Source organism: Sphingobacterium sp. UBA5670, from assembly GCF_002420705.1.
Taxonomy (GTDB): Bacteria; Bacteroidota; Bacteroidia; order Sphingobacteriales; family Sphingobacteriaceae; genus Sphingobacterium.
The window spans coordinates 185,577-209,227 of the sequence record NZ_DIIM01000005.1 but is presented as its reverse complement, the minus strand read 5'-3'; the positions used below and the strand labels follow the sequence as shown (position 1 = coordinate 209,227).

Annotated in this window: 16 protein-coding genes; 5 read left to right on the top strand and 11 right to left on the bottom strand. The window is 40.6% G+C overall.

The window, feature by feature from the left end; all coding sequences use genetic code 11:
• The 4 genes from B3C94_RS06410 to B3C94_RS06395 form a co-directional block, all read right to left on the bottom strand.
• Complete coding sequence (locus tag B3C94_RS06410; protein ID WP_293900740.1) at window positions 1-2,418, bottom strand: TonB-dependent siderophore receptor; 2,418 nt, start codon at window positions 2,416-2,418, stop codon at window positions 1-3.
• Window positions 2,419-2,532: 114 nt separating this feature from the next.
• Window positions 2,533-3,249, bottom strand: coding sequence for a DUF4198 domain-containing protein (locus B3C94_RS06405; protein WP_293900737.1), 717 nt, complete (start codon window positions 3,247-3,249; stop codon window positions 2,533-2,535).
• A 469-nt stretch (window positions 3,250-3,718) separates the two neighbouring features.
• Window positions 3,719-4,531 (bottom strand): MBL fold metallo-hydrolase, encoded by an 813-nt coding sequence (locus B3C94_RS06400; protein WP_293900734.1) that lies wholly within the window; start codon window positions 4,529-4,531, stop codon window positions 3,719-3,721.
• 72 nt (window positions 4,532-4,603) lie between these two features.
• Window positions 4,604-6,031 (bottom strand): L-serine ammonia-lyase, encoded by a 1,428-nt coding sequence (locus B3C94_RS06395; protein WP_293900731.1) that lies wholly within the window; start codon window positions 6,029-6,031, stop codon window positions 4,604-4,606.
• A gap of 215 nt (window positions 6,032-6,246) precedes the next feature.
• Between B3C94_RS06395 and B3C94_RS06390 the strand changes: the two genes are divergently transcribed.
• A complete protein-coding gene (locus B3C94_RS06390) occupies window positions 6,247-7,794 on the top strand; it encodes a glycoside hydrolase family 10 protein (RefSeq protein WP_293900728.1) in 1,548 nt (515 codons plus the stop codon).
• A 91-nt stretch (window positions 7,795-7,885) separates the two neighbouring features.
• Here B3C94_RS06390 and B3C94_RS06385 read toward each other — a convergent pair whose 3' ends face one another.
• The gene (locus tag B3C94_RS06385; RefSeq protein WP_293900724.1) at window positions 7,886-9,592 is read right to left on the bottom strand and encodes a glycoside hydrolase family 3 protein; all 1,707 of its coding nucleotides are present in this window, start codon (window positions 9,590-9,592) and stop codon (window positions 7,886-7,888) included.
• 303 nt (window positions 9,593-9,895) lie between these two features.
• Window positions 9,896-10,438, bottom strand: coding sequence for a TetR/AcrR family transcriptional regulator (locus B3C94_RS06380; protein WP_293900722.1), 543 nt, complete (start codon window positions 10,436-10,438; stop codon window positions 9,896-9,898).
• A 216-nt stretch (window positions 10,439-10,654) separates the two neighbouring features.
• On the opposite strand from B3C94_RS06380, the gene B3C94_RS06375 reads away from it, so the two are divergent.
• The gene (locus B3C94_RS06375) at window positions 10,655-13,396 is read left to right on the top strand and encodes a TonB-dependent receptor (protein WP_293900720.1); all 2,742 of its coding nucleotides are present in this window, start codon (window positions 10,655-10,657) and stop codon (window positions 13,394-13,396) included.
• 40 nt (window positions 13,397-13,436) lie between these two features.
• Here B3C94_RS06375 and B3C94_RS06370 read toward each other — a convergent pair whose 3' ends face one another.
• Together B3C94_RS06370 and B3C94_RS06365 are read right to left on the bottom strand one after the other, a co-directional pair.
• Entirely contained in the window at window positions 13,437-14,111 is a 675-nt protein-coding gene (locus B3C94_RS06370) for a response regulator transcription factor (RefSeq protein ID WP_293900717.1), read from the bottom strand.
• A 120-nt stretch (window positions 14,112-14,231) separates the two neighbouring features.
• Window positions 14,232-15,668: a sensor histidine kinase gene (locus B3C94_RS06365; RefSeq protein WP_293900714.1), complete on the bottom strand. Its 1,437-nt coding sequence runs from the start codon at window positions 15,666-15,668 to the stop codon at window positions 14,232-14,234.
• A gap of 119 nt (window positions 15,669-15,787) precedes the next feature.
• Between B3C94_RS06365 and B3C94_RS06360 the strand changes: the two genes are divergently transcribed.
• Window positions 15,788-17,155: a DUF4270 family protein gene (locus tag B3C94_RS06360; protein ID WP_293900712.1), complete on the top strand. Its 1,368-nt coding sequence runs from the start codon at window positions 15,788-15,790 to the stop codon at window positions 17,153-17,155.
• A gap of 3 nt (window positions 17,156-17,158) precedes the next feature.
• Window positions 17,159-18,181 (top strand): Kelch repeat-containing protein, encoded by a 1,023-nt coding sequence (locus B3C94_RS06355; protein WP_293900709.1) that lies wholly within the window; start codon window positions 17,159-17,161, stop codon window positions 18,179-18,181.
• Between the two features lie 457 nt (window positions 18,182-18,638).
• On the opposite strand, the gene B3C94_RS06350 is transcribed toward B3C94_RS06355, so the two are convergent.
• Genes B3C94_RS06350 through dnaG form a run of 3 tightly spaced genes read right to left on the bottom strand, consistent with a single transcriptional unit; the run spans window position 18,639 to window position 22,067 of the window.
• Window positions 18,639-19,667 carry a glutaminyl-peptide cyclotransferase gene (locus B3C94_RS06350; protein ID WP_293900706.1) on the bottom strand — a complete coding sequence of 343 codons (1,029 nt, stop codon included), beginning with the start codon at window positions 19,665-19,667 and terminating at the stop codon, window positions 18,639-18,641.
• A gap of 30 nt (window positions 19,668-19,697) precedes the next feature.
• Window positions 19,698-20,054: a YraN family protein gene (locus tag B3C94_RS06345; protein ID WP_293900703.1), complete on the bottom strand. Its 357-nt coding sequence runs from the start codon at window positions 20,052-20,054 to the stop codon at window positions 19,698-19,700.
• Window positions 20,055-20,063: 9 nt separating this feature from the next.
• Window positions 20,064-22,067: a DNA primase gene (dnaG, locus tag B3C94_RS06340; RefSeq protein WP_293900700.1), complete on the bottom strand. Its 2,004-nt coding sequence runs from the start codon at window positions 22,065-22,067 to the stop codon at window positions 20,064-20,066.
• Window positions 22,068-22,251: 184 nt separating this feature from the next.
• On the opposite strand from dnaG, the gene B3C94_RS06335 reads away from it, so the two are divergent.
• Entirely contained in the window at window positions 22,252-23,637 is a 1,386-nt protein-coding gene (locus B3C94_RS06335; protein WP_293900697.1) for a nucleotide sugar dehydrogenase, read from the top strand.
• Window positions 23,638-23,651 lie beyond the last annotated feature (14 nt).

Sequence of the window (23,651 nt, the reverse complement as noted above, 5' to 3'; positions counted from 1 at the left end):
TTAAAATTTATAGGTCACTCCCATGCGGAAATTACGTCTGGCTTCCACGATATAAGAATAATAATCAACACCACCCAGTTTTTGAACAGCCGCGCTGGCCTTAGAAATAGATCCGGCGGTCAACAATTTCCGATTATCCAATAGGTTATTAACCATAAAAGAAATGCTATATTTTCCTTTTTGATAGCTTATTCCTCCGTCGGTACGCAAATAATTCTTGAAATTACTTTCTTTCGTTGTTCCGATTGCACGATCAAACATTCCTTGAACGCTGCCAACAAAACCAAGTCCACGAACTCTTCCTTCCTGAATGCGGTAAGACACAAATGCATTGGCTGTATGTTTAGCCGTATTAGGTGTGATATTTCCTATATTCTCCTCTTTTGTATCTTTTGAGATCTTAGAATCTGTCAATGCATAATTGGCATTTACATTCAGCCCTCTGATAATTTCTCCGGTAATATCAAATTCAACACCTTTGGTTCGGGTCTCGCCTAATTGGGTCTGGAAAGATACTCCATTGACAACGTGGCTTGGATCAGGATCAGCCACTAAAGCATTCTTACGTGCAATGGTGTAAGCGCTGAGGGTTGATATCCATTTTCCTCCCATCCATTCTTTCTTTATCCCTGCTTCCAAATCATTTCCTCGTATTGGTTTAAAGGCGTTGCCTTCCCAGTCCGTACCAGCAACCGGAACAAATGATTGGTCAAACAATCCATATACGCTCATGGATTTGTCGATGGAAAAGCTTAAACCAACCCGTGGTGTAAATGCTTTGTCCGTCCTGTCAGCAACAGCTGTCTTGCCTATTGTCTCATTAATTGTGTACCGCAAGCCGAGAGATAAGCGTAATTTCTCTTCCAAAAATGCTAATTCATCGTGGGCATAAAAAGACATATAATTTGTGGAGGTAACGTAGTTACTGCCTCCAGCACGAACTTTTACGCTCTGTGAACGATCTAAAGCTGGGAATACGCTTCCAGGAATTCCATATTTGGGATCATATACATTCAGTGGGGCTGAAGGAATAGAGTCTAAAATTGTTCTAAAATCACCCCAAAACTTCTTATTGCCATAATCTGCTCCAATTAAAATTCGGTGACGAACGCTTCCTGTGTATTCTTCGCCATTTAGAGAGACTTGACCGAAACTGTTTTCTCCATGTTCATCTCCGATACTATAATAACGCGGCATATCCCCATTGGCTTTCATATAGTTTAACCAAGTACTGGTTGCTTGCATATCAAAGTTAAAATAAGCCATTTGGGCATGCAGTTTCCATTTCTCATTCAATTTGTGATCCAAGTAGATATAGGCACTATGGTCTCTTAACTTACCAGGTTCCATAGAGGGGTCTGCATAAAAGAAATCATTGGCAATACCAGGATCGGCAAAACCTTTTGGCGAAAAAGTATAATTACCATTTGCTAGGTACGAAGATCCTTGATAGGTATATTCAAATGTTAAGCTCGTTAGGGAATCAACCTTATAGGTCACAACTGGAGCTATGACAACTCGGTTACTGTAGTTATATTTTGTGAAAAAATCTTTTTGTTGCCCAGCCACATTAAGGCGGTAAAGTAATTTGCCATCTTTGCGCAATTTACCATCTAGATCAATAGCAGCACGGTAGGTGCTGAAACTACCTGTATTGAGAGTTACGGAACCTTTGGTATTTCCTGTAGGCTTCTTGGTCACCACGTTATAAAACCCTCCGGGTTCACCGTTGGCAAGCATAAAGCCTGCAGGCCCCTTTACAAATTCGATTCGTTCAATCATGCTCGCATCTTCGGCTGTAGGCCCCCAAGAGGCTTCTATGTTCATTCCATTACGGAATGCCGGAATCTTGGAACCGCGCATACGGATATTGGCATACTGGTTGTCCCAATGCCCCTGACGTGTTGCCCCACTAACATTACGTGTAATACCGTCCACAATATCGAAAACCTGTTGATCGGCCATTAAGTCCGATGAAATAACCTGTATGTTTTGAGGTAATTCTAAAATAGGAGTTTTAAGACGTAACGATCCGGAGATACTATCAAACTTATAATGTTCATAGTATTTACCATAAACCGCTACCTCGTCGATAGCTTGGGATTGGTCTTTGAGAATGACGGGACCCAGGTTTGTCGCTTCATCCTTTACGTTTACTTCCATCGTGTGCTTCCCGTAGCCGATCGCTTTAATCTCGATATGGTAAACTTTGGATGAAAGTTTATAAAAAGCGAAATGACCTTCACTGTCTGTACTTGTAGTCACACCTGTATTGGTTAATTTTACTGTCGCCCCAGTGATTGGTTCGGATTTTTCATTGATAAGAATTCCTTCAATTACTCTGTTCGTCTGTGCCTGTGCAACAGAAAAAACTGAACTAATCATAGGAATGGCTAGAAAGGATAAAGCTTTATTCATGAATGTAGTATGGTAGATTTTTTTTATAGTAGATATTCTTTATATCAGGATCCATTGTTATTTCCCATGTTTCTAATGGATCCTGATTATTTTCAGTCGGAGTTATAACCGGCGCTATTTTATCGTAACGAAAGTGGTACTGCCCTGCCATGCCGCAGCATAAGGTTTTCCCTCATGTTCACCGGCTGTCTCAGCAAAAGTACTTGCTTCCAATACGTAAGGGCCCGACCAGATCGCATCAAATGTCAGTATACCATTCTCGTCCGCAACAAATTCTTTTCCCCAGCCTGTAGCAGAAAAAACAGAAACTTTAGCCTGAGGGACAATCTTACCGAAGCTGGTGATCTTTGCTTTTACAGGTTGGCCTTTTCTTGCGTTAGCTGCACTAAGCAATTCAATCTGCAATGGATTTTTTACACTGTTATAATCAAGTGCGGCAGGCTTTCCTACAAGAACAGGGACTAGGGAAGAAAACTCATATTTTGTTTTACCGCCTAGATCTTTAGGTGCTTTAACAATAGACAGGAAATAGGTTCCTGCCGATGTAGGTTGAAATGAACCGCTAAAGTGATCGCCTTTGTTCGTCAACTGAAGCTTGACCGGTTCCTTTCCTGGAGCATGTAACATTAACGAGAAGTCTTTCACGTCGGAGTACCATTTATCGACCTGATCTCTCTCATTGGTTGCAAACTCACCATAATATACTTTGACTTCATGGGTTTGATTTAGTGTCCCATAAGAAGATGATTCAATCCAAAGTGCATGTGCATGTCCAGTATGGCTACACACTAATACCGCAAGAAATGTAAAAAATGAAATTAAATTTTTCATAATATGTTGATTGATGTTTAGTTTTCTTCAACTTATTATGGGAGAATTTGCGGCTTTAAGCGGCTTGAGAACGAATAAAATAATAAAATTCGTTATCTTGCAAGTTCTTCCATATCGTATATCGGGAGTAACTGAGACAGCGTGCTGTTTCAGTCATCTACATCCAGTTGCCGCTGTATGTAGATTTACGCCATGTAATAGATTGCCGTCTATTGCATGGTGCTTTTTTGTTCATCACCGTCCAAAATAAGCAAATCAAACTATTTAGACTGATTAAAAACAAAGCAAATATAACAGGAAATCTTTTTAAATCAACTATATTTTTTATTTTATAGTATTCTTACGCTTTTGTTAAAAAAAACTTCATGATGTTGCCGCCACTTGCAGCGCTGAAAGCGAAAGAAGATTCTTTCTGGCCAATAAGATTAGACACTTTTAGAAAAAAAGAGAACAGAATAAGCGTTTCAAATTAGGAAGAGAGTGCAGAGGCAATGGGAAAAGGCGCTAAATGCTCTCTGAGGATATGCATCAGATCGAATAATTCCGTTTCTTGGTAACGTGTCGCTACATGAAGCTGGATACGTTCACAGTGCGGCTCGAATGTTTGCTGTACCAGATCGACCGTATTATTTTCACCGGAGAGGTGAGTCAGAATAAGATGTTTAAGACGATCGGTTTTATATGCGTTAAACAGTTCAACAGCCATGCGATTTGAAAGATGCCCCCAACCACTACTGATTCTATTTTTTAGAAAATAGGAATAGCGTCCCGTACGCAGCATCTCCTCATCATAATTGGATTCTAAGAGTAGTACGTCCGAGTGCTGAATAACATGCTGCACATTTTCACAAGGGCGTCCGATATCTGTAAGTACACCAATATTATATGTTCCATCTGAAACCAGAAAACTACAGGGCTCTTTGGCATCGTGAAATTTGGGAATACCATAGACCTTCAGTCCTCCAATCTCAACAACTTCATCTGAAGAAATGATATGGACCAAATGGGACGGAAGATGCAATCGGGTACCGTCGTAGCTTCCCTTAGTAATATAAACCGGTAGATTGTATTTTTTAGCAAATACGGATAAACCTCTGATATGATCAGAATGCTCATGGGTAATGAAAATCGCTTTGATCTGGGTAGGTAAAATACCCAGGTTGTACATCCGAAGGTGGATATGTTTACTGTTGATTCCGGCATCGATCAAAATTGCTGAATCATCTTTAGCTACATAATAACAGTTTCCGTTACTTCCGGAGGCGATTGCACAATATTTCATTCGTGGCTATTTATAAAAATATACAGTTTTATCGCTCCAAAGATACGAAAAACAAGAAGACTCAGGCATTCATTAACATTCGGGCAAACTCAATGGAATATTGACCGCCAGTCCCCCATCTGCTGTTTCCTTATATTTAGCATTCATATCCAGAGCTGTCTCCCACATGGTTTTAACCACTGTATCCAAGCTCACTTTTGCTTTATCCGGATTCGATTGCAATGCCAATTGTGCTGCAGTAATAGCTTTAATAGCTCCCATTGTATTACGTTCGATGCAAGGGATCTGCACCAGTCCACCGATTGGATCGCATGTTAATCCGAGGTGATGTTCCATGGCAATCTCGGCAGCCATGAGCACCTGACGTTGTGACCCGCCCAGCACTTCTGTTAACGCGCCGGCGGCCATCGCTGATGAGACGCCAATCTCGGCCTGACAGCCTCCCATTGCTGCGGAAATGGTTGCATTTTTCTTAAATATCGATCCGATCTCAGATGCGGTAAGAATAAATTGGATAATTTTATTTTCACGCATTCCATCGTGAAAAGTAATATAATATTGTAATACCGCCGGGATAACGCCCGAAGCTCCATTGGTAGGCGCTGTTACCACACGTCCGAAAGAGGCGTTCTCCTCATTTACTGCAAGAGCAAAACAACTTACCCAGTCAAGTATATATTGAAAGTTTTGGCCTCCCTCGCGAATAGCCGCTACCCAGGACTCGTAATCTTGATAACTACGTCCCTGCATGAGCTTTTTATTTAGTTTGACGGCCCTCCGTTCGACATTTAATCCGCCGGGTAATGTACCGCCGGTATGACAGCCCCGATAAATACACTCATGTATAGTTTTATAGATATTCAATACGCCGGCTACGGTTTCGCTTTCTTCACGCCATGCACATTCATTTTCAAGAACCAGCTCCGAGATTTTCAGCCCTGTTTTCATCGTCCAATGCAAGAGTTCGTGTGCGGTATCTACAGGAAATGGCAGATCCACTTCTGACAGAACACTTTCTGTATCATTTTCCTGCACTACAAAACCGCCACCTATAGAATAATAAGTCTCGGTAATTGCCTTACCGTTGGATAGGAATGCCTGGAAGGTAACGGCATTGGGATGAAAAGGTAGACTTTCAGCGTATAGAAACAAGAGATCTTCCTGATAGGAAAATGGGATGGTCCGCTCAGCAGCAACTTCAAGTTCACCAACAGCCTTGATATGCTCCACTTTGGGAGTCACTCTATTGACATCAAAGGTAACAGGATCATCCCCACTCAGTCCAAGCAGAACAGCAATATCAGTACCATGTCCTGCGCCAGTTTTGGCCAAAGAACCATATAGCAAAATTTTGACCTGTTCGATCTCATTCAATACGCCCTTTGACTTGAGAACAGCTGTAAATTGCTGGGCTGCACGCCAAGGTCCTAGGGTATGCGAACTCGAGGGACCGATACCAATCTTAAACATATCAAAAACGGATATTTGTTCTTTGCTCATAATCTTTTATATAGCGGTTAGCCGATCAAGCCATTGCTTTTGTGAAAACCGCATCTAAATTAGCACAAATAAAGTACAATGTTACCTGCATTTGCATTATTATCAATTTGAAAACCAAGCTCAGGTTCTTTTAACAAGTATCCAACAAACATCTTACATTTTTTAGCGAAAAAGTAAGAAATGCTTCCCTATCTTTGTTGGCTATAATTTATAGAATGACGGGAAAAACATATTTATATTCTTTTTTTACCATTGTTATTTGTTTATTTTCGATTAGAACGTATTCCCAGCAACTACCTAAGCGGGAGTTCCGCGGTGTATGGGTAGCAACCATAGGTAACATAGACTGGCCCTCTGTTAAGGCGGGCAGTAATGTCGCACAGCAAAAACAGGAGTTTATTGATTTACTGGATCAGCACCGTAGTGCAGGATTGAATGCGATTGTTCTGCAGGTACGTCCTGCTGCCGATGCATTCTACGCAAAAGGCAGGGAACCTTGGAGCAGATACTTAACCGGAAAACAGGGATTAGCCCCTTCACCATTCTACGATCCTTTGGAGTTTGCAATCTCCGAAGCACACAAAAGAGGGATGGAACTGCATGCCTGGTTCAATCCGTACCGTGCATCGACAACGTTAAATCCCGCCCATTTTTCGGATGACCACATCACCAAGCGCCACCCCGAGTGGTTCTTCACCTATGCTGGCAAGAAGCTTTTCAACCCGGGTATTCCGGAAGTTCGTAAATATATTATTGATGTCATCATGGACGTGGTCAAAAACTACGATGTGGATGGCATTCATTTCGATGACTATTTCTACCCCTATCCCGACAACAGAAATACACCGGTTCCAGATCAGATTACTTTTGGTCAATATAATAATGGGATCGAGAAAATAGACGACTGGCGACGTAATAATGTCAACGTACTAGTGCGTGATCTTGGTATCGCTATCAAAAAGGTAAAACCTTACGTCAAATATGGTATCAGCCCCTGCGGTGTTTGGGACAACAAAGACAATAATAGTGACGGTTCAGATACCCGTGGCCTAAGTGCTTACCGGGAACTATACGCTGATGGGGTTAAATGGATGCGAGAAGGCTGGATAGATTATATCAATCCCCAGATCTACTTTCCTTTCAAAAATCGAGCAGCAGCGTACGAGATCCTAGTCGACTGGTGGCAAAAACACACCTATGGCCGGCACTTTTATGTGGGTCATGGTGCTTATCGTGTTACTGAAAATAAAATCGGCTGGACAGATCGGAGTCAAATACCGAGACAGGTACGCCATCTGAGGGAGGAGCACGATGTGAAAGGAAGTATTTATTTCAGTTCCAAATCACTTACAGATAATCTTGTTGGGCTGCAAGATTCTATGCGGAATGACCTGTATCGAAACCCAGCCTTACCACCAACGATGCCGTGGTTAGACAGTATTCCGCCCAATGCCCCATTCGGTCTTCTGGTAAAAAATTCGGACAATGGCAAAATGAATACCTTATTTTGGCAAAAGCCAGATATGGCCACTGATGGGGAGTCTGCTTATGGTTATGTGATCTATCGGTTCAACCTCGATGAAAAAGTGAACATCAAAGATCCGGGCAAAATCATTTTTATTACGTTCGATGGAGATAAGCTTCAATATACCGATGACGACATCAAACAGCATCAACACTATAAATATGTCGTGACGGCGATTGATCGTTTGAAAAATGAAAGTAGGCCCTCGGATAGCCGGACAGCAAACGAAGAAATTTAATACTAAAAAAAAGACCTCTTTTAAAATGGCTTTGCTCGATAGCGGGGCCATTTTTGAAAGAGGTACAGTGTTTGTGTGATTTTATTGTATGTTACTTTCCTTGTCCGTATTTGAATTTTTTATTGATCGTAACAGGAAGTTTTCCTTTTGAAATATTTTGCCCCAAAATAGTTTTTACTGCTGCTTTCTGCATGAATGCATCATTTTGATAGGCCAGCAAAATAGTTTTCGCTTTTTTTGTTGCTTCAAAACCATCCACTGCATAAGCGTTGGTAAACAAGGTCAGGATCGATTTTTTCGCAAACTTTTTCATAAGCCCCTGAACATCTTTATTTAGTACCATGGTCGGACGTGGGCGAAGTCTCGTATCATGCACAGCGATTATAAATTGCTTATTTTTCTTGATTTCTTTGGTTATACGCTTAATATCATCTTTGCTCATACTATCTGTGATGAAATATTGCGTTTCATTCGTCAGTGCATTAGCCATTTCATTCTGGAAAGTCTGATTAGCCGTAATTCCGATATTGATAATAGCGGTAGGTAAATCCTTTTTGAATGATTTTATTTTTTCGGTAGAATTTAATGCTGTAATTGCTGCATTTGACAATTCATCAATGAGCTGAACTGCAGAAGCACGATGCAGATCATTGTATAAATTCTGTTGGGCAGTCGCTTGGTATTTGTCTAAACCCAGCCATAATTTGGCAGCAAGTACTCTTTTAACTCGCGCATCAATATCCGCCTGTGCGATGCGTCCCTCTTCAATAGCTTTTAAGATCAAATCGATTGCACGTTTGCTATTTTCCGACACCTCAAGTAAATCATGCCCTGCAATAATCGCCTGTACATCGGCCTCTCCATTTGGAAAAAACTTCTTTACACCTTTCATGTCCATTGCGTCGGTGACTGTCAGCCCTTTAAAGCCAAGCTCATTTCGCAAAAGATCGGTAACTACTTTTTTAGAAATAGAAGATGGCATATTAGGCGTATCATCCAAACTCGGGATATTCATATGCGCCACCATAACAGCAGGAGCTCCAGCTTTAATAAGCTCTTTAAACGGATACATTTCCAAGGTATCCAGACGTTTTTTATCAAAAGGGAGCTGCGGCAAATCGTAATGTGAATCCACATCCGTATCACCATGCCCTGGGAAATGCTTGATGGAAGCCAATATACCGCCATCCACCATACCATCCATATAAGCCTTCGCTTTTTGGGTCACATTAAATTTGTTATCACCAAATGAACGGATGCCAATGACCGGGTTTTTGGGATTATTGTTGATATCCACATCGGGAGCAAAATTGAAATGCATACCTATGCGTTGAAAATCCAGTGCTACCTCACGTCCCATGCGATAGATCAACTGATTATCTTGAACGGCTCCTAAAGTCATCTGATAAGGGAACGACAAGGTAGAATCCGGCATACGCATACCCAATCCCCACTCGCCATCAAAAGTCATCATCAGAGGTACTTTGGATAGGGATTGATAACGGTTGAACATGTCGACATGACGGATCGGGCCACCTTGAAAGACAACTAGACCACCCAAATGCTCGTCTTGTATCACCTGAGCAATCGAGTCGATATACTTCTGGCCCAGATTTGTATGTGCTCTAACCAAAAATAACTGAGCGACTTTTTCTTTTGGCGTCAAAGTATTGAATACCGCATCGACCCATTCATGCTGGGAGTTGATGTATTTTACAAAATCTTTTTTGTCTTGAGCTTTCAAAAAAGAAATTGTGCTGACCAATGCCAATATTCCCAGACCGAGTTTTTTGAACATAAATTAGTTTGTATAATGTATTTTAAATAGAATACTAAGAACGTTATTATTTTGGACAATATGAAATTGTTTTTGCAACAATTTCATATAAAAACGCATAAAACAGCATTTCAATACCAAGATGCAAGGGTAATGAGATCTTTCAAATTCGAAAGAACAGCCACACTTTCTACGGATCTCTTGTTTTACATATAAATTCTTGGGTAAATGAGATATCAAGTTGAACGCTCATTCGTCGTTTGGCCGGTACTCCTTCGCTTGAAAACGAAAGTTGCCGAAAATAGTATAATATAACGGTTATTTCTAAATCAGATTATATTTTTTCTCCAGGAAAAGTGTTAGTTCCATGGTATTCTCCAGTTCTCCAATGGCTTCTTTTTTCCACAGGCTATCAATTATCAGCAGCAGGAATTCTGTTTCAAATTCAGGGCTCTCATACCCCAGCTCTTTAAAAGCACGATGAATAATGGGTTGAACCGGCTTCATAAATTGTTCATGCTGCTGTTTTGAAAAAGGGTGATGGGACAAACGCTCCTGCAATCTCCAGAATATAGGTTCTGCGCTGACCAGTTTGCCGGGGAGATTGATCATTGTACGCAGAAATTCCTTCGGCTCACGATAGGTCATCATTCCGCGGTGATGCGTAAGAACTTTACGGTACCCTGATTTAATCAAATAAACCAACAGTGCATCTTTATTGCCAAAATGTTTAAAGATTAATGCTTCGGAGACCCCAGCATTTTGGGCAATCGTTTTGGTAGAGGTATTTGTATAGCCTTGATCTGAGAAAAGCAACAATGCTTCTTTCATAATACGCTCTTTTCTACTCAAAACACTTTCTTTCATCTTTTATTCCTTTAATCTTTGTCCGTATGCTACCATATCGCTATACGATTTGTTCAGTTGATTTGTAATTCTACTGCAAATATATCTAATCTTTCCATTCACTAGGGGTTATTGTAACTAAAATGATAATAATTCGTAACAAATAGTGCCATATTTTTGAGAAATAAAATTATATAACCATCAACAGTATATTAAAACACATTTGCACCTCAACCTATGAAGATCAATCTATGGTTCACCTTGCTCCTAGCTATGAGCTTATCGTTATTAGGAACAAGTGCACTTGCCCAACAGTATATTACAGGCAAATTGCTTGATCAGGCGACTTCACAGCCCATTAGAGGGGCAAGCATCACCATTATTGCAGTGAAAGATTCCAGTAAATCTCAGTTTCCTACAGACGTTTTGGGTAAATTCAGCAGCGGAGCGCTTCCCAACGGTGATTATCTGATCACGGCACAACCAATGGGCTATACCCTGGATCTCCGGCGGATAAAACTCAGCGGTCAAACAATTGATCTAACATTTAAACTCACTAATGTCGAGATTGTACTGGATGAAATCAATATTTCTTCAAGCAGTATACAGGTTAAGGGGGATACACTTGAATTTGACACCAAGAAATACGTAACACAGGATTTTGCAGATGCCGACGAATTGGTCAAGCAGATTCCAGGAGTTGAAATTGATGAAGATGGCAATGTCAAAGCCCAGGGGGAACCCGTCAACAAAATCATTATCGATGGCCGTGAGTTTTTTAGCACAGATCCCAAAGTAGCTTTGAGAAACCTTCCTGCCGATGTTATATCCAAGATACAAATCATCGACGATAAAACGGAACAGGCTAAATTTAGCGGGTTTGACGATGGCAAACGCATGAAAGTGATTAATATTGTCACCAAGCCCGATAAAAGAAAATCTTATTTTGGCAAGCTTTCCGGAGGTGCGGGTCCTGACCGAAAATATGCTGTCAATACACAGATAACCAAAATGAATCCCAAACGGCAATATTCAATTGACATCAATACCAACAATGTCAATCAGCCCAATGGTTTTGCTACCCGCGGAAACACAAGAGGCCGTACCGGACAGGGAGTGACGACACGTTTCAATGCGGGATTTAATTATTTGGACCGCTTTTTTGATGACCGTATGGACTTTAATGCAAATTACACTTATAACTATACGGACAATAATATCCTCAGCCAGAGCAAAACAGAGTATACAGCAGGAAACCGGGCCAACCAGATCAACAATCAGGAACAATTAAACAGGACATACAGCAACAACCATGCGCTGTCAGTCCGCGCGAACTGGAAGATAGATTCTATTCAAAAATTGGACTTTCAACCTAATTTTTCCTATCAAAATAACGACAGGAACAGTGGCTCTACAGGTAATACTTTATTAAATCTTGCCGAGATGCTAAATAGTTCTGACCGCAGGAATGCGAGCTTCGGGGAAAATTTCAACTGGGGCGGAGACCTCACGTATATGCGAAGACTCAACAAACCTGGCCGCACGATCAGTTTTAATGTCAACGGTTCATTTAGCAGCAACAAAAGCCATGCGGAAAATTTCGCGCTAAACTCCTATTATAAAGAAGGTCTATTTAGTCGGGTCGATACTGTCAACAATAGAAATTATTCCATGGGCGACAATAATGGTTTCCGTTCCAAAGTTGCCTATACAGAAATGCTAGGGAAATATTCCCGAGTGCAGGGAAATTATACGTTTCGGAACACGGCACGTTATTCGGACCGGAGGACCTATGAATTCCTGGCAGAAACAGGTCAGCTCGGGGAATTAAAAAATCGTCTTTCCAATGAATTCCGCAATGATTTTGTTTACCATAGCGGTGGTATCTCCTACTTATTTAACAAAAAAGATAGTATAAGATTTCAGATTGGCTTAGATTATCAGACTGCAGCGCAAGTTAATGACAAATTATTCCCCAATACGTTGACCACAAAAAGCCACTTTACCAGTCTGCTGCCTAACCTGAACTTCCAGTATAATTTCAATAAGGACACAAGGGTTGAGTTTCGGTATAATGCAAAGACAAACACACCTTCAATCGAGCAATTGCAGGATTTTATCGATAATCAAAACCCGCTTCGTATCAGCTCCGGAAACCCAAATCTCAAACAGGAGTATGACCATAACCTTGTCGTGCAATTCAGATCAATCAATAAAGGCACAGGCAAAAGCTTCACCTCGGATTTTACAGCAGATTTTATTCAACATAAAATCTCCAATACCATTTTCACCACAGATTCGGCATTTACAATCACGGAGGACGTTATATTGGGACCCGGAGGACAATATATCAGGCCCGAAAACTTCAATGGGGTTTACAATTTGAAATGGCAGAACAGCCTTGGGTATCGCTTTGAACCGTTGAAACTCAACTTCAACCTGAACAACAATATGTATTTCAACCAGAATTACACGTTGTTGAACCTCGAAAAGGTCAACGCGCAAACATATGGAATGAGTCAACGCTTCGGCGTCAATACAGCATTCAGTAAAGAGGTTATCATTGGATTGGATTACAATGGAAATATAGCATTTTCCAAGAATTCGGCGACCGAGAAATCCAATTATTCGGTCTATAAACATACCATTGGTAATTCCATTGCCCTGACCCTGTTAAAAACATGGACGCTCAATTCAACGTTCAACTATCTATACAATGGCAGCATACTGAATTCACCGAGTACAACTAGTTTACTATGGAACGTTTCTGTGGGGAAAAAACTATTTAAGCGCAGGAATGCCGAAATCAATCTTACGGTATTTGATATTTTTAATGACAATAAAAATATCAATCAGCAGGTCAACGATCTTTGGGTACGTGTTTCGCAATCCAATGCCATAACGCGCTATGCGATATTAAGCTTCACTTATCATATTCGTGGGCTTGGGGGAAAATCTGGGATGAAAAATCGTCGTTAGCCCAAGTGCCCATTAGATCAATCCACGTGGAACACTTCAATCAATCGACGGTAAGCATATAACCCACTCCCCTGACATTGATAATCTTGATCCGCTCATCCTGACTGAGGTATTTTCGTATCCGGCTGATAAACACGTCCAGGCTACGCCCAGTGAAATACTTATCATGGCTCCAATAGGCCCGCATGATATCCTCCCGTGGAATGACTTTATCCTTCTGTTCGTATAGCTTCCGCAGTAGTTCACTTTCACGGAAAGACAGCTTGAGCACCTCACCCTGATAAGTTAACTGATGTTTTAAACTATCCAGGCTATAGTCTCCAATCATCAGCTTTTGGCCGAACAGCATCTTTGGGCTGTTTTTTAACAGAGACTCTATCCGTACGACCAGTTCTTCGATCTTAAATGGTTTTTTGACATAATCATCGCCACCTAAACGAAATCCCCTTACCACATCCTCTGTCTGCACTTTGGCCGTCAGGAAGATAATGGGCACCTGGGTATCTGATTCCCTTATCTTTGTTGCCAATGTAAAGCCATCCATGACAGGCATCATCACGTCTACAACCAAAATATCCGGCCTTGCTTCTGTAAATGCTTCCAAAGCCTCCTGCCCATTGCTGCAATGAGTGACATGGAATCCATTTGCTTCTAGGCTATCGGCAACAATCATTCCTAGACTCGGCTCATCTTCTACATATAAAATTTCAATCATAGCACTGTGATTCAATCAAAAATATATTTTGGTCCTACTGCAACGACATCTTTAGGTTAAATCATCCTAATCACCGTGCGATAAAGTATATTATTTTCTTTGGCAAAAGCCAAGAACAATCTATTCATAGGGCAAGCGGATAATAAAGATACTCCCTTTTTCCAGCTCGCTGTCCACAGTAATCTTACCATCGTGCCTTTTTACCACCTGCTTGACATAGGCAAGCCCCAAACCAAAACCCTTCACATCGTGCAGATTACCGGAGGGCACCCGAAAGAACATATCAAAAATTTGATTATGGTATTCAGGAGAAATTCCTTTGCCATTATCTGTAATGCGAATATGGACATTTTCCTTCATTTCCTTCACTTCCACCTCGATATAAACTTCTTGCCCAGCATATTTTATCGCATTTTCCAATAAATTATTGATCACATTTTTTAAGTGGGCTTCGTCGCCATTGATCCTGATTTCACCCGGATTCGCTATGAGCTTAAAATCTACTTTTTTTGTTTTATTCAACTGAGCAACTTCAATCGCTCCTTTCACCATGGCGACAAGATCAAAATCCGTTCGTTGCAAAACAATTCCCCTAGTCGCATCAATATCCATCTGAAGTACTTTTTCAATCATATTGGAAAGATGCTCCAGTTCTTTTTTGGAGATATTCAGATAGCGATTCATCTTTTCCTTGTCATCCTGTACCCCATATAACTGTATCGCTTCGATGGCTGCCATGACCGTAGAGACCGGTGTTTTAAGTTCATGCGTCATATTATCGACGAAATTCTTACGGAGTTCGGCCATCTTATTCTGGTTGAGAATCGTTTTCATCAGATAGAAAAAAGTCCCTAGCAGCAGCCCTATCAAGATCAAGGAGATGAGTAGTTGCCAGCTCAAGCTATACAATAGATACTTCCAATCTTCCTGAAATTTGATCACAAGAAATTCATTTTTTTGCGGGTTGACCATCATGGGCCTCGTCCAAGCGAGGTTCGCATCTCGGTACTTGCGACGCACATCTTTAATTTGATCGTGCGGGATAGTCACAATAGCCATTTTAAATGGCACCGATATGCTCTTGTTGCTCAGCGATTCCTTGAATTTTCTTTCGATCAAATCTAGATTGACTCTGTTCATCTCAAAATCCCGGAACAAAAAAGGCGGAATAATCGCTCCTTGGCCTTCACGGTCTTTGGGGAACATCTTTTCTCTTCGAATATGATTTTCGCGGTCAAATCGCTCACTTTTGGGGCGTTCGGCACTGACGCGCTGTAATGCTTTATCGAGTTCAGAAGCAGGTATTAGGGTTGAAAGCTCCCGTTTTACATCTTGCAGGAGGCGATTCCGATCAGCCTCAGGGCCATCTAACTGATGATCACCATTACGGGCTTGGTAAGCTTCCTGAACAGCATTGAAGAGCGATCGCTCGGCAGTAGATAGAAATAGGTCCCGACGATTTGTATAACTTCCATAAAGCCAAATCCCCAGTACCACAGTAATCCCTGCACCTATTAAAACGATCAAACTGATCAGTAATTTAAATCTTCTACCCATAACTAAAACAAATTTAAATTACTAGATTTGCAATCGCTGTGGTAATTAACCATATTTAACAAAATATAACACTGATTAACAGTTCGCATTGATTACTTTTGCACTATTCAAAAATTAATATGATTAAAGACTTTAAGAGACGTAGTATTCAACTTTTACTTCCACTTTTTACATTGGCCGCTTTCGTCGGTTGTAATAAAGACATTTCGCTCTCATTGGATAGTTCAAGAGATGAAACAATCGGTTTAGTACCAATTGATACGGTTTCAGCCAAAGTTTCGACTTATCAATTGGACGACATCCCGACTTCCGCTACTGGAACAATGCTTGTCGGAAAGAATAGCAATGCTGTTACGGGCAGTATGAAATCTACAGCTTATATGCGCTTGGGTATAGGAACAATAAACAATGCTTCTATTCCGGATGATGCAGTATTGGATTCGGTGACTCTGGTATTAACACCAAACAAATATTCTTACGGTGATACAACGAAAGTACAAAAGATATCGGTACACCGTGTTACGGAGGAAATTACGCAAACACAGATTGATTTAACCAAACCGGTTGATGAACGTCCTGTTTTTGTCACTTCAGCGGCGATATTCAGTAAACAAAAGTTTGCCTATGAAAATACTCCATTGGCAGAACTTTCCTTTAAGCCACGTATACAATCGGCAGACTCGCTATTTTTTAAATTCAACAGCACGATTGGCAATGAGCTGTTTACGATGATCAAAAATAATGACAACCGTATTCAAAGCAGCACAAGTTTTCAAGAGTATTTTAAAGGTTTAGCACTTGTTCCAGACAATAACAATACGGCATTAATCGGATTCAAAGATACCGTGTTTTTACAGGTTCACTATTCGTTCCTGAATAATGAAGGCACAAAATCTGTTGGCAAACAATATTTTTCTATTGATAACAAGGCATATCAGTACAATCAAATTGAAGCAGATCGTTCTGCAACCAAGTTTGCACCGATGACCTTAAAAAACCCTCAAATTGCGAGTCAACAGACTGATGGAAATGTGTTTTTAGAAGGCTCTACTGGTGTTGTAGCAAAAATTGAGTTCCCAACGTTATTAGAATTGGTGAACAATCCATCGATTGCGATTAATAAGGCGGAGTTAGTCATTGAAGTCCCTAATGGAGCGGCAAGCATTTTTGATCAGCCGCAGAGCTTGGTTTTAATGGTGGCTAGTAATAATGGAAATCCGATCAGTTTGTTAACTTCACCTTATTCAACAACAACACAGCAAGCGGCGTTAGTTCGTGGCAATGATTTTGGTTCTAATGGTACATACACATTCAATCTGATTGAATATTTAACAAAAATTAAAACAACAGCATACAATAATACTTCATTATATCTATCTTTACCAACATCGGGTTTGTTTTCAACTGGAAATAGGTTAATATTGGCAAAAGATAATGAGAATGATCCGAAAATTAAATTAAACATCCTTTATACTAAATTTCAATAATTTATGAACAAGAAAAATTGGCTACTCGTTTTATTAGCTTTTGTATTTACAGTTACAACTTTCTCTTCTTGTAAAAAAAGTGACGACAGCACAACCAAATCAGACGAATGGTTTGCAAAAGCTGCTTTTAAAGGGCCACAAACTTCATCTGCTGCTAGCTTTTTAATAAATAATGTTGCATATGTCACTACTGGTCTAGCAAGTAATGCTGGCGGTAAACCGTTTCGCGTGAAAGACACGTATGCTTATGACGCAGCATCAGATACTTGGGCTGAAAAAGCGCCTTTCACAGGGGTTGAGAGAAACGGTGCCATCGGTTTTTCCATTGGTAATATCGGTTATGTTGGTGGCGGAAACGACGGAACAAACAACCTAACAGATTTCTACAAATTTGATCCTACAGCTAACAGCGGAAAAGGTGCTTGGTCAAGCATTGCTCCACTTCCTATTGCTTTATCAAATGCAGTAGCTTTCACATTAAATGGTGCTGCTTATGTTGGAACAGGTGAAACTGTCGTTAACGGTGGAACAACGAATACGAATGAGTTCTACAAATATGATCCTGCAGCTAATACGTGGCAAGCAATCAGTGATGCGCCATTTTCAGCGAAAAGAAAAGCGGCTTTCTCCTTTGTTGTCAATAATGTAGCTTATGTAGGTGGTGGTATTTCTAATGCTGCTTACCCAAAAGATTTCTACAAATTTGATGGTAGCAAATGGACTAAATTGAACGATTTAAATAGAGCAGACGATTCATATACTTACGATTTAACCCGTTCAAATGCTTCTGCTTTCGCGATTAATGGTACTCCATTCGTCGTTGGTGGTTACAAAAATGCGGTTATTAACAGCACTTGGAAATATAATATTTCTGGTGACTACTGGACAAATGATAACGGCGCTTTCGCTGGTTCAGCACGTCAAGATGCTGTTGGCTTCGCTGTAGGAAACAACGGATACATCACAACGGGACTTAACGGTTCATCTCGTTTTGACGATACTTGGATGTTTACTCCGATTTATTAATCGGAATAAAGTCAATATAAAAAAAGGAATGGAGTTTCAAACTTCATTCCTTTTTTTTGCTTCAGCCACTTTGTTTCTATTGGCTAAAAAGGATTTCCAATTAGTTCACTTCTATAGCTGTCCGCTTTGACGAATCATTCATCAGTAATAGCGTAATCCGGTTGCTATTTACTGATCTCGGGTAACTCCTACTCTTCTTTATTAGGGAGACCCGTTCCAGGAGATCTGCTTGTCATAGTGTTTGTTCCCTCATACAGTTTTAAAAGCACTCTGTCTCAACCTGAGGCGCCATCACACAAAAGGTTGAATTGAAAACCCACACGATAACATCCATACTCAAAAAAAGAATGGGAGCAATAAAAAAAACCTTGTCAGCTAATTCTGACAAGGTTTCTAATTTTATACGAACTTGCAATACTGTCGACCTCACGAGGAAGGATCAAGATCTGAAGTTCATTTATTTTTCAACTGTCTTGATCTCAAATAATGTATTCCACAGTTTACCTGTTATAAAGAGACGTTTTCCAGCTTGATCGTAAGCGATACCATTCAATTCATTATCATAAGCGGAAGTATGCTCATAGATACCTACAAGATTAATCCGTCCTTCTACAGCTCCTGTTTGAGGATTGATCATAACAATAACATCTTTTTGATAGACATTTGCGTAGACTTTACCATCTATATATTCCAGTTCATTAAGTTCATCCACCGGCCCAGCTTCATCGTAAACTCCGATAGCATTCAGCTCCTTACCGGTCGTTACATCTAAAAAGTAAAGCTTATTGGAACCATCGGACTTTATCAGATGCTGTCCATCGTAGGTTAGCCCCCACCCTTCTTTACTATTCTCATATTTAAAGGAACTTTCCTTTGCAAAAGAGTTTTTATCAAACACATACCCTTCTCCCTGTTGCCAAGTCAACATAAATAACTTATTACCAACCAATGTCATTCCTTCGGCAAAAGTCTTTTCATCAAATTTGATCTCTTTCAGCACTTTTCCCGTCTTAAGGTCGACTTTTCTGAGGTTTGACTCACCATAACGTCCATTCGATTCGTAAAGAACGCCATCAGCAAACTGTAATCCCTGTGTAAATGCCGTTGTATCATGCGGGTATTTGTTGACGACCTCAAAACCATAATTCTTTGCATTTGCAGGCACGACATAAAATGTACTTGAAACAGAATCTGGTTTTCCTGCATTATACACCAAAGCGGAAATATTACGCGTACCATAGGCCATGTCTTTGGTATCGACCATAACTGCTGTGGTATCCGTAGATGACCCCACATGTTTATCATCCACAAAATACGCTACAGAGTCCATTGATACAGATTCAAATTTTAATTTCAACTGGACTTGAGCACCTTTTAGAACCGCTTGATTTGCTCCTGGAGATGCAAATTCCAAACTAGTTTTTTTTGACTTACAAGAAGCAAAAGCCAGTGCTGCAATTGCCATAAAATAAGTGATTTTTCTCATCTATGTATAATTATTTATAAGTACGTATCCTTAACTGTCCCAAAAAGCATCTTTGATATAATTGAGTACTGCTTTGGGAGATCGTGTTATCGCGACAACATCAAACCTGAGCTCACCTGTATAATCTGTCTTCAGAATATAAGCTTGTGCCGCACGAATCAGGCGTCGCTGTTTCTTAATATCGACAAATTCATCAGGTTGTCCGAAATCTGTTCCCGATCGTGTTTTTACCTCAACAAATACCAAGGTATCCTTGTCCATGACAATCAAATCTACTTCTAAATTCTTAAATCGCCAATTTCTTAACACTATTTTATAGCCTTTCTCCACGAGGTATTCCATGGCCATTTGCTCTCCCCATTGACCGGTTTCAAGATGCTTGGCCATATCAGTTAATTACTTTACTATCGTATTTCCCAGAAAGCTGCCAAGAAGCCGCTCGGCTTCTTTTAGCTTCTGATATTTAAAAATAAGGACTTCCAGGTTTGCCACATCTTGCTCGTGTTTCATTTCTTCCCGGATATGGTGCATTTCGGCCTCAATCTTACGTTTTTTGATCCGATAGATCGCTGTAACAACAAGTTGTTTTAAATGTTCATATTCTTGCGTTACATAAATTTTACGCTTATCGTCATTCCAGTTTTCACTGAGTGAATATTTACTGGCAACACTATTAATCGCCAGATCTGAAATTGAAGCATCAGGATTAGAATAAAACTGTTTTGCATCCGGAATTTCATAATTTTCTGCGGCATCCCGATAAACTTTTAAAATAAAAGCGGCGGCTTTATCCTTAAATTCTATGTCGCTAATATTCCCCAATAAAAGCCCTGCAACAGGAATATCGCCATCGCCTTCCCAAGTTGCCAGATAATCACCGTAATTAATTAAAATACGTACAATCTCGCGCTCCTGAAGGATTTCCGAAGTCAGCTGCGTCGGCTGTTCAACAGGTTCCATAGGTGGCATCCCACCCCGTTCGTCGTCGGTCATGAAGAAATCAGGAGGCGGGCCATCCATCCCAAAAGGCGGCATACTTGCATTTGGCGCTGGACTCTGAGGTTTACGAGCAGCATCCTTATCCGCTTTCTTTGCTCTGTTGAGTCTGATTTTATTGAGTTCGGCCAATAAAATGCGCTCTTCGATATCCAAAAGACTGCTACACTCCCGAATAAAAACAGAGACCTTGATCTCATCGGGAATCAACGCAATACTTTCGACTACATCGCGAATAACCTCTGCTCTTTTTATTGGATCGTTGCTGGCATCGCGAAGCAGTATATTGGTTTTATAAAAAATGAAGTCTTGCTGATTGGATTTGACATAATCCTTAAAAGCGGTGGCGCCAAACTTCTGTACATAGGAATCGGGATCATTTCCATCAGGAAAAAGCAATACTTTGACGTTTAAGCCCTCTTCAAGCAGCATATCCGTACCACGCAAAGAAGCTTTAATGCCCGCTTCATCACCATCATAAAGAATGGTCACATTCTTTGTAAATCTAGAAATAAGTTTGATCTGTCCCGTTGTCAAAGACGTTCCCGAAGAAGAAACAACATTCTCCACGCCTGCCTGATGGACGGAAAGAACATCGGCATAGCCCTCTACCAAATAGCAGTTGTCCTCCTCCATAATTGCCTTTTTGGCAAAATTCAATCCATACAGCACATCGGATTTATGGTAGATTTCGCTTTCGGGGGAATTCACATATTTGGCAACCTTCTTATCTGTTTTTAAGGTCCGGCCACCAAAGCCAATGACACGCCCTGTCAGGTTATGAATCGGAAACATCACCCGCCCACGGAAACGATCATACAAAGACTTATCATCACGCTCAATCGCCAAACCACTCGCCGCCAAATAATCTGGGTGAAAACCAGCTACCTGTGCTTTATCGACCAATGCCGTCCATTCTTCGGGGGAATAACCTAATTCAAATTTTTTGATGATATCCTCACGATAGCCACGCTCCTTGAAATAGTTGAGGCCGATGACCTGCCCCATTTCAGTTTTCCAAAGTTGCTCGGCAAAGAATTTACTAGCCCAAGCACTCAGCACATATAGACTTTCACGTTTATCCTGTGCCGCTAACTGGGCAGGTGAACGCTCAACTTCCTCGATTTGAATCGAATATTTATCGGCTAAATACCGAATGGCTTCTGGATAAGAGAATTTCTCCAGTTCCATAACAAACTTGAGAGAATCCCCACCAACACCGCAACCAAAACACTTATAGATTCCCTTTGAAACAGAAACGTGAAAGGAGGGTGTCTTTTCATGGTGAAAAGGGCAATTTCCAATCAATGAAGTTCCCCGTTTTTTTAAGTCAACGAAGTCTCCCACCACCTCTTCTATCCGTGCTGTTTCCAGTACTTTATCAATAACTTCCTGCTTTATCAAACCGTATCTTTTTTATTGTAAAATTAGAATAAATCTTTTGCATCCCCACTAAAAAACAGTTTCTTTAATCGAAGCAGTATAAGGGGGGTATAAAATGTTTTGATATGCGATGCTATTGTATTGCATATCAAAAGCAATTTATCTAAGTTTGTTCTTCAATTTATAGCTGATTAAGATAATCAAAATGAGCAAAACAATCAAGAAAATATGCTGTATCGGTGCTGGCTACGTCGGTGGACCTACCATGTCAGTTGTTGCAAAGCAATGCCCACATATTGAGATTACAATCGTCGATGTCAATGCGGCGCGGATCGCGGCCTGGAACGATGAAGATCTTGATAACCTTCCGGTCTATGAACCGGGTTTAAAGGAAATCGTTGCAGAAGCTCGTAATCGCAATTTGTTTTTCTCAACGGATATCGAAAAGGCTATTGATGAAGCTGACATGATTTTTATTTCGGTCAATACGCCGACTAAAAATTACGGAAAAGGCAAGGGAATGGCAGCAGATTTAAAGTATATTGAACTTTGCGCGCGTCAGATCGCAGCGGTTGCCAAAAACGACAAAATTGTTGTTGAAAAATCGACTTTACCTGTTCGCACTGCAGCAGCTTTAAAAAGCATCCTTGACAATACAGGAAACGGTGTTAATTTCCACATTCTTTCAAATCCTGAATTTTTAGCAGAAGGAACAGCCATACAGGATCTTATCAATCCAGACCGCGTCCTGATCGGTGGTGAGAATGATGAAGCCATTGCCGCATTGGTTGATATCTATGCACATTGGGTAAGTCGCGACAAGATCCTGACAACCAATCTGTGGTCATCAGAACTTTCAAAATTAACAGCCAATGCCTTTTTGGCACAGCGTGTATCCTCCATTAACTCGATCTCTGCGCTGTGTGAAAAAACAGGTGCCAATGTCGATGAGGTTTCCAAGGCGATCGGTATGGATTCAAGGATTGGATCCAAATTTTTGAAAGCTTCTGTAGGATTTGGAGGCTCTTGTTTTCAAAAAGACATTCTTAACCTTGTATATATCGCTCGAAGTTACGGTCTCACCGAAGTTGCTGAATATTGGGATCAAGTGATTTTGATGAATGATTATCAAAAACAGCGTTTTGCAGACAATATTATCCAAACATTGTACAATACTGTGTCGGGCAAAAAAATTGCATTCTTAGGCTGGGCATTCAAAAAAGACACCAATGATACGCGTGAATCTGCAGCGATCTATGTTGCAGATTATCTATTGAGTGAACAAGCTGAAATCACGGTATATGATCCCAAAGTTTCTGCTGAACGCATCTATGCCGACCTAGATTATCTAAACACCCGCTCTTCAGAAGAAAACAGAACCTTGGTAAAGGTTGTCAATACCCCCTATGAGGCTTGCAATGATGCACATGCAATTGCCGTATTAACCGAGTGGGATGAATTCAAAAGCTATGACTGGGCCAGCATTAAGAAACATATGAAAAAACCTGCATTTGTGTTCGATGGCCGTAAACTATTGGACCGGAAGGAACTCGAAGATCTTGATTTTAAATATTACGCGATAGGCGAGTAATCAATATATAGATA

Coding starts and splice junctions, on each gene's coding strand:
- B3C94_RS06395 (WP_293900731.1), bottom strand. CDS start 6,031: ATGAGCAAAGAACAAATATCCGTTTTTGATATGTTTAAGATTGGTATC.
- B3C94_RS06345 (WP_293900703.1), bottom strand. CDS start 20,054: ATGGCCAAGCATCTTGAAACCGGTCAATGGGGAGAGCAAATGGCCATG.
- B3C94_RS06390 (WP_293900728.1), top strand. CDS start 6,247: ATGACGGGAAAAACATATTTATATTCTTTTTTTACCATTGTTATTTGT.
- B3C94_RS06385 (WP_293900724.1), bottom strand. CDS start 9,592: ATGTTCAAAAAACTCGGTCTGGGAATATTGGCATTGGTCAGCACAATT.
- B3C94_RS06375 (WP_293900720.1), top strand. CDS start 10,655: ATGAAGATCAATCTATGGTTCACCTTGCTCCTAGCTATGAGCTTATCG.
- B3C94_RS06350 (WP_293900706.1), bottom strand. CDS start 19,667: ATGAGAAAAATCACTTATTTTATGGCAATTGCAGCACTGGCTTTTGCT.
- B3C94_RS06400 (WP_293900734.1), bottom strand. CDS start 4,531: ATGAAATATTGTGCAATCGCCTCCGGAAGTAACGGAAACTGTTATTAT.
- B3C94_RS06410 (WP_293900740.1), bottom strand. CDS start 2,418: ATGAATAAAGCTTTATCCTTTCTAGCCATTCCTATGATTAGTTCAGTT.
- B3C94_RS06405 (WP_293900737.1), bottom strand. CDS start 3,249: ATGAAAAATTTAATTTCATTTTTTACATTTCTTGCGGTATTAGTGTGT.
- B3C94_RS06380 (WP_293900722.1), bottom strand. CDS start 10,438: ATGAAAGAAAGTGTTTTGAGTAGAAAAGAGCGTATTATGAAAGAAGCA.
- B3C94_RS06365 (WP_293900714.1), bottom strand. CDS start 15,668: ATGGGTAGAAGATTTAAATTACTGATCAGTTTGATCGTTTTAATAGGT.
- B3C94_RS06335 (WP_293900697.1), top strand. CDS start 22,252: ATGAGCAAAACAATCAAGAAAATATGCTGTATCGGTGCTGGCTACGTC.
- B3C94_RS06360 (WP_293900712.1), top strand. CDS start 15,788: ATGATTAAAGACTTTAAGAGACGTAGTATTCAACTTTTACTTCCACTT.
- B3C94_RS06370 (WP_293900717.1), bottom strand. CDS start 14,111: ATGATTGAAATTTTATATGTAGAAGATGAGCCGAGTCTAGGAATGATT.
- B3C94_RS06355 (WP_293900709.1), top strand. CDS start 17,159: ATGAACAAGAAAAATTGGCTACTCGTTTTATTAGCTTTTGTATTTACA.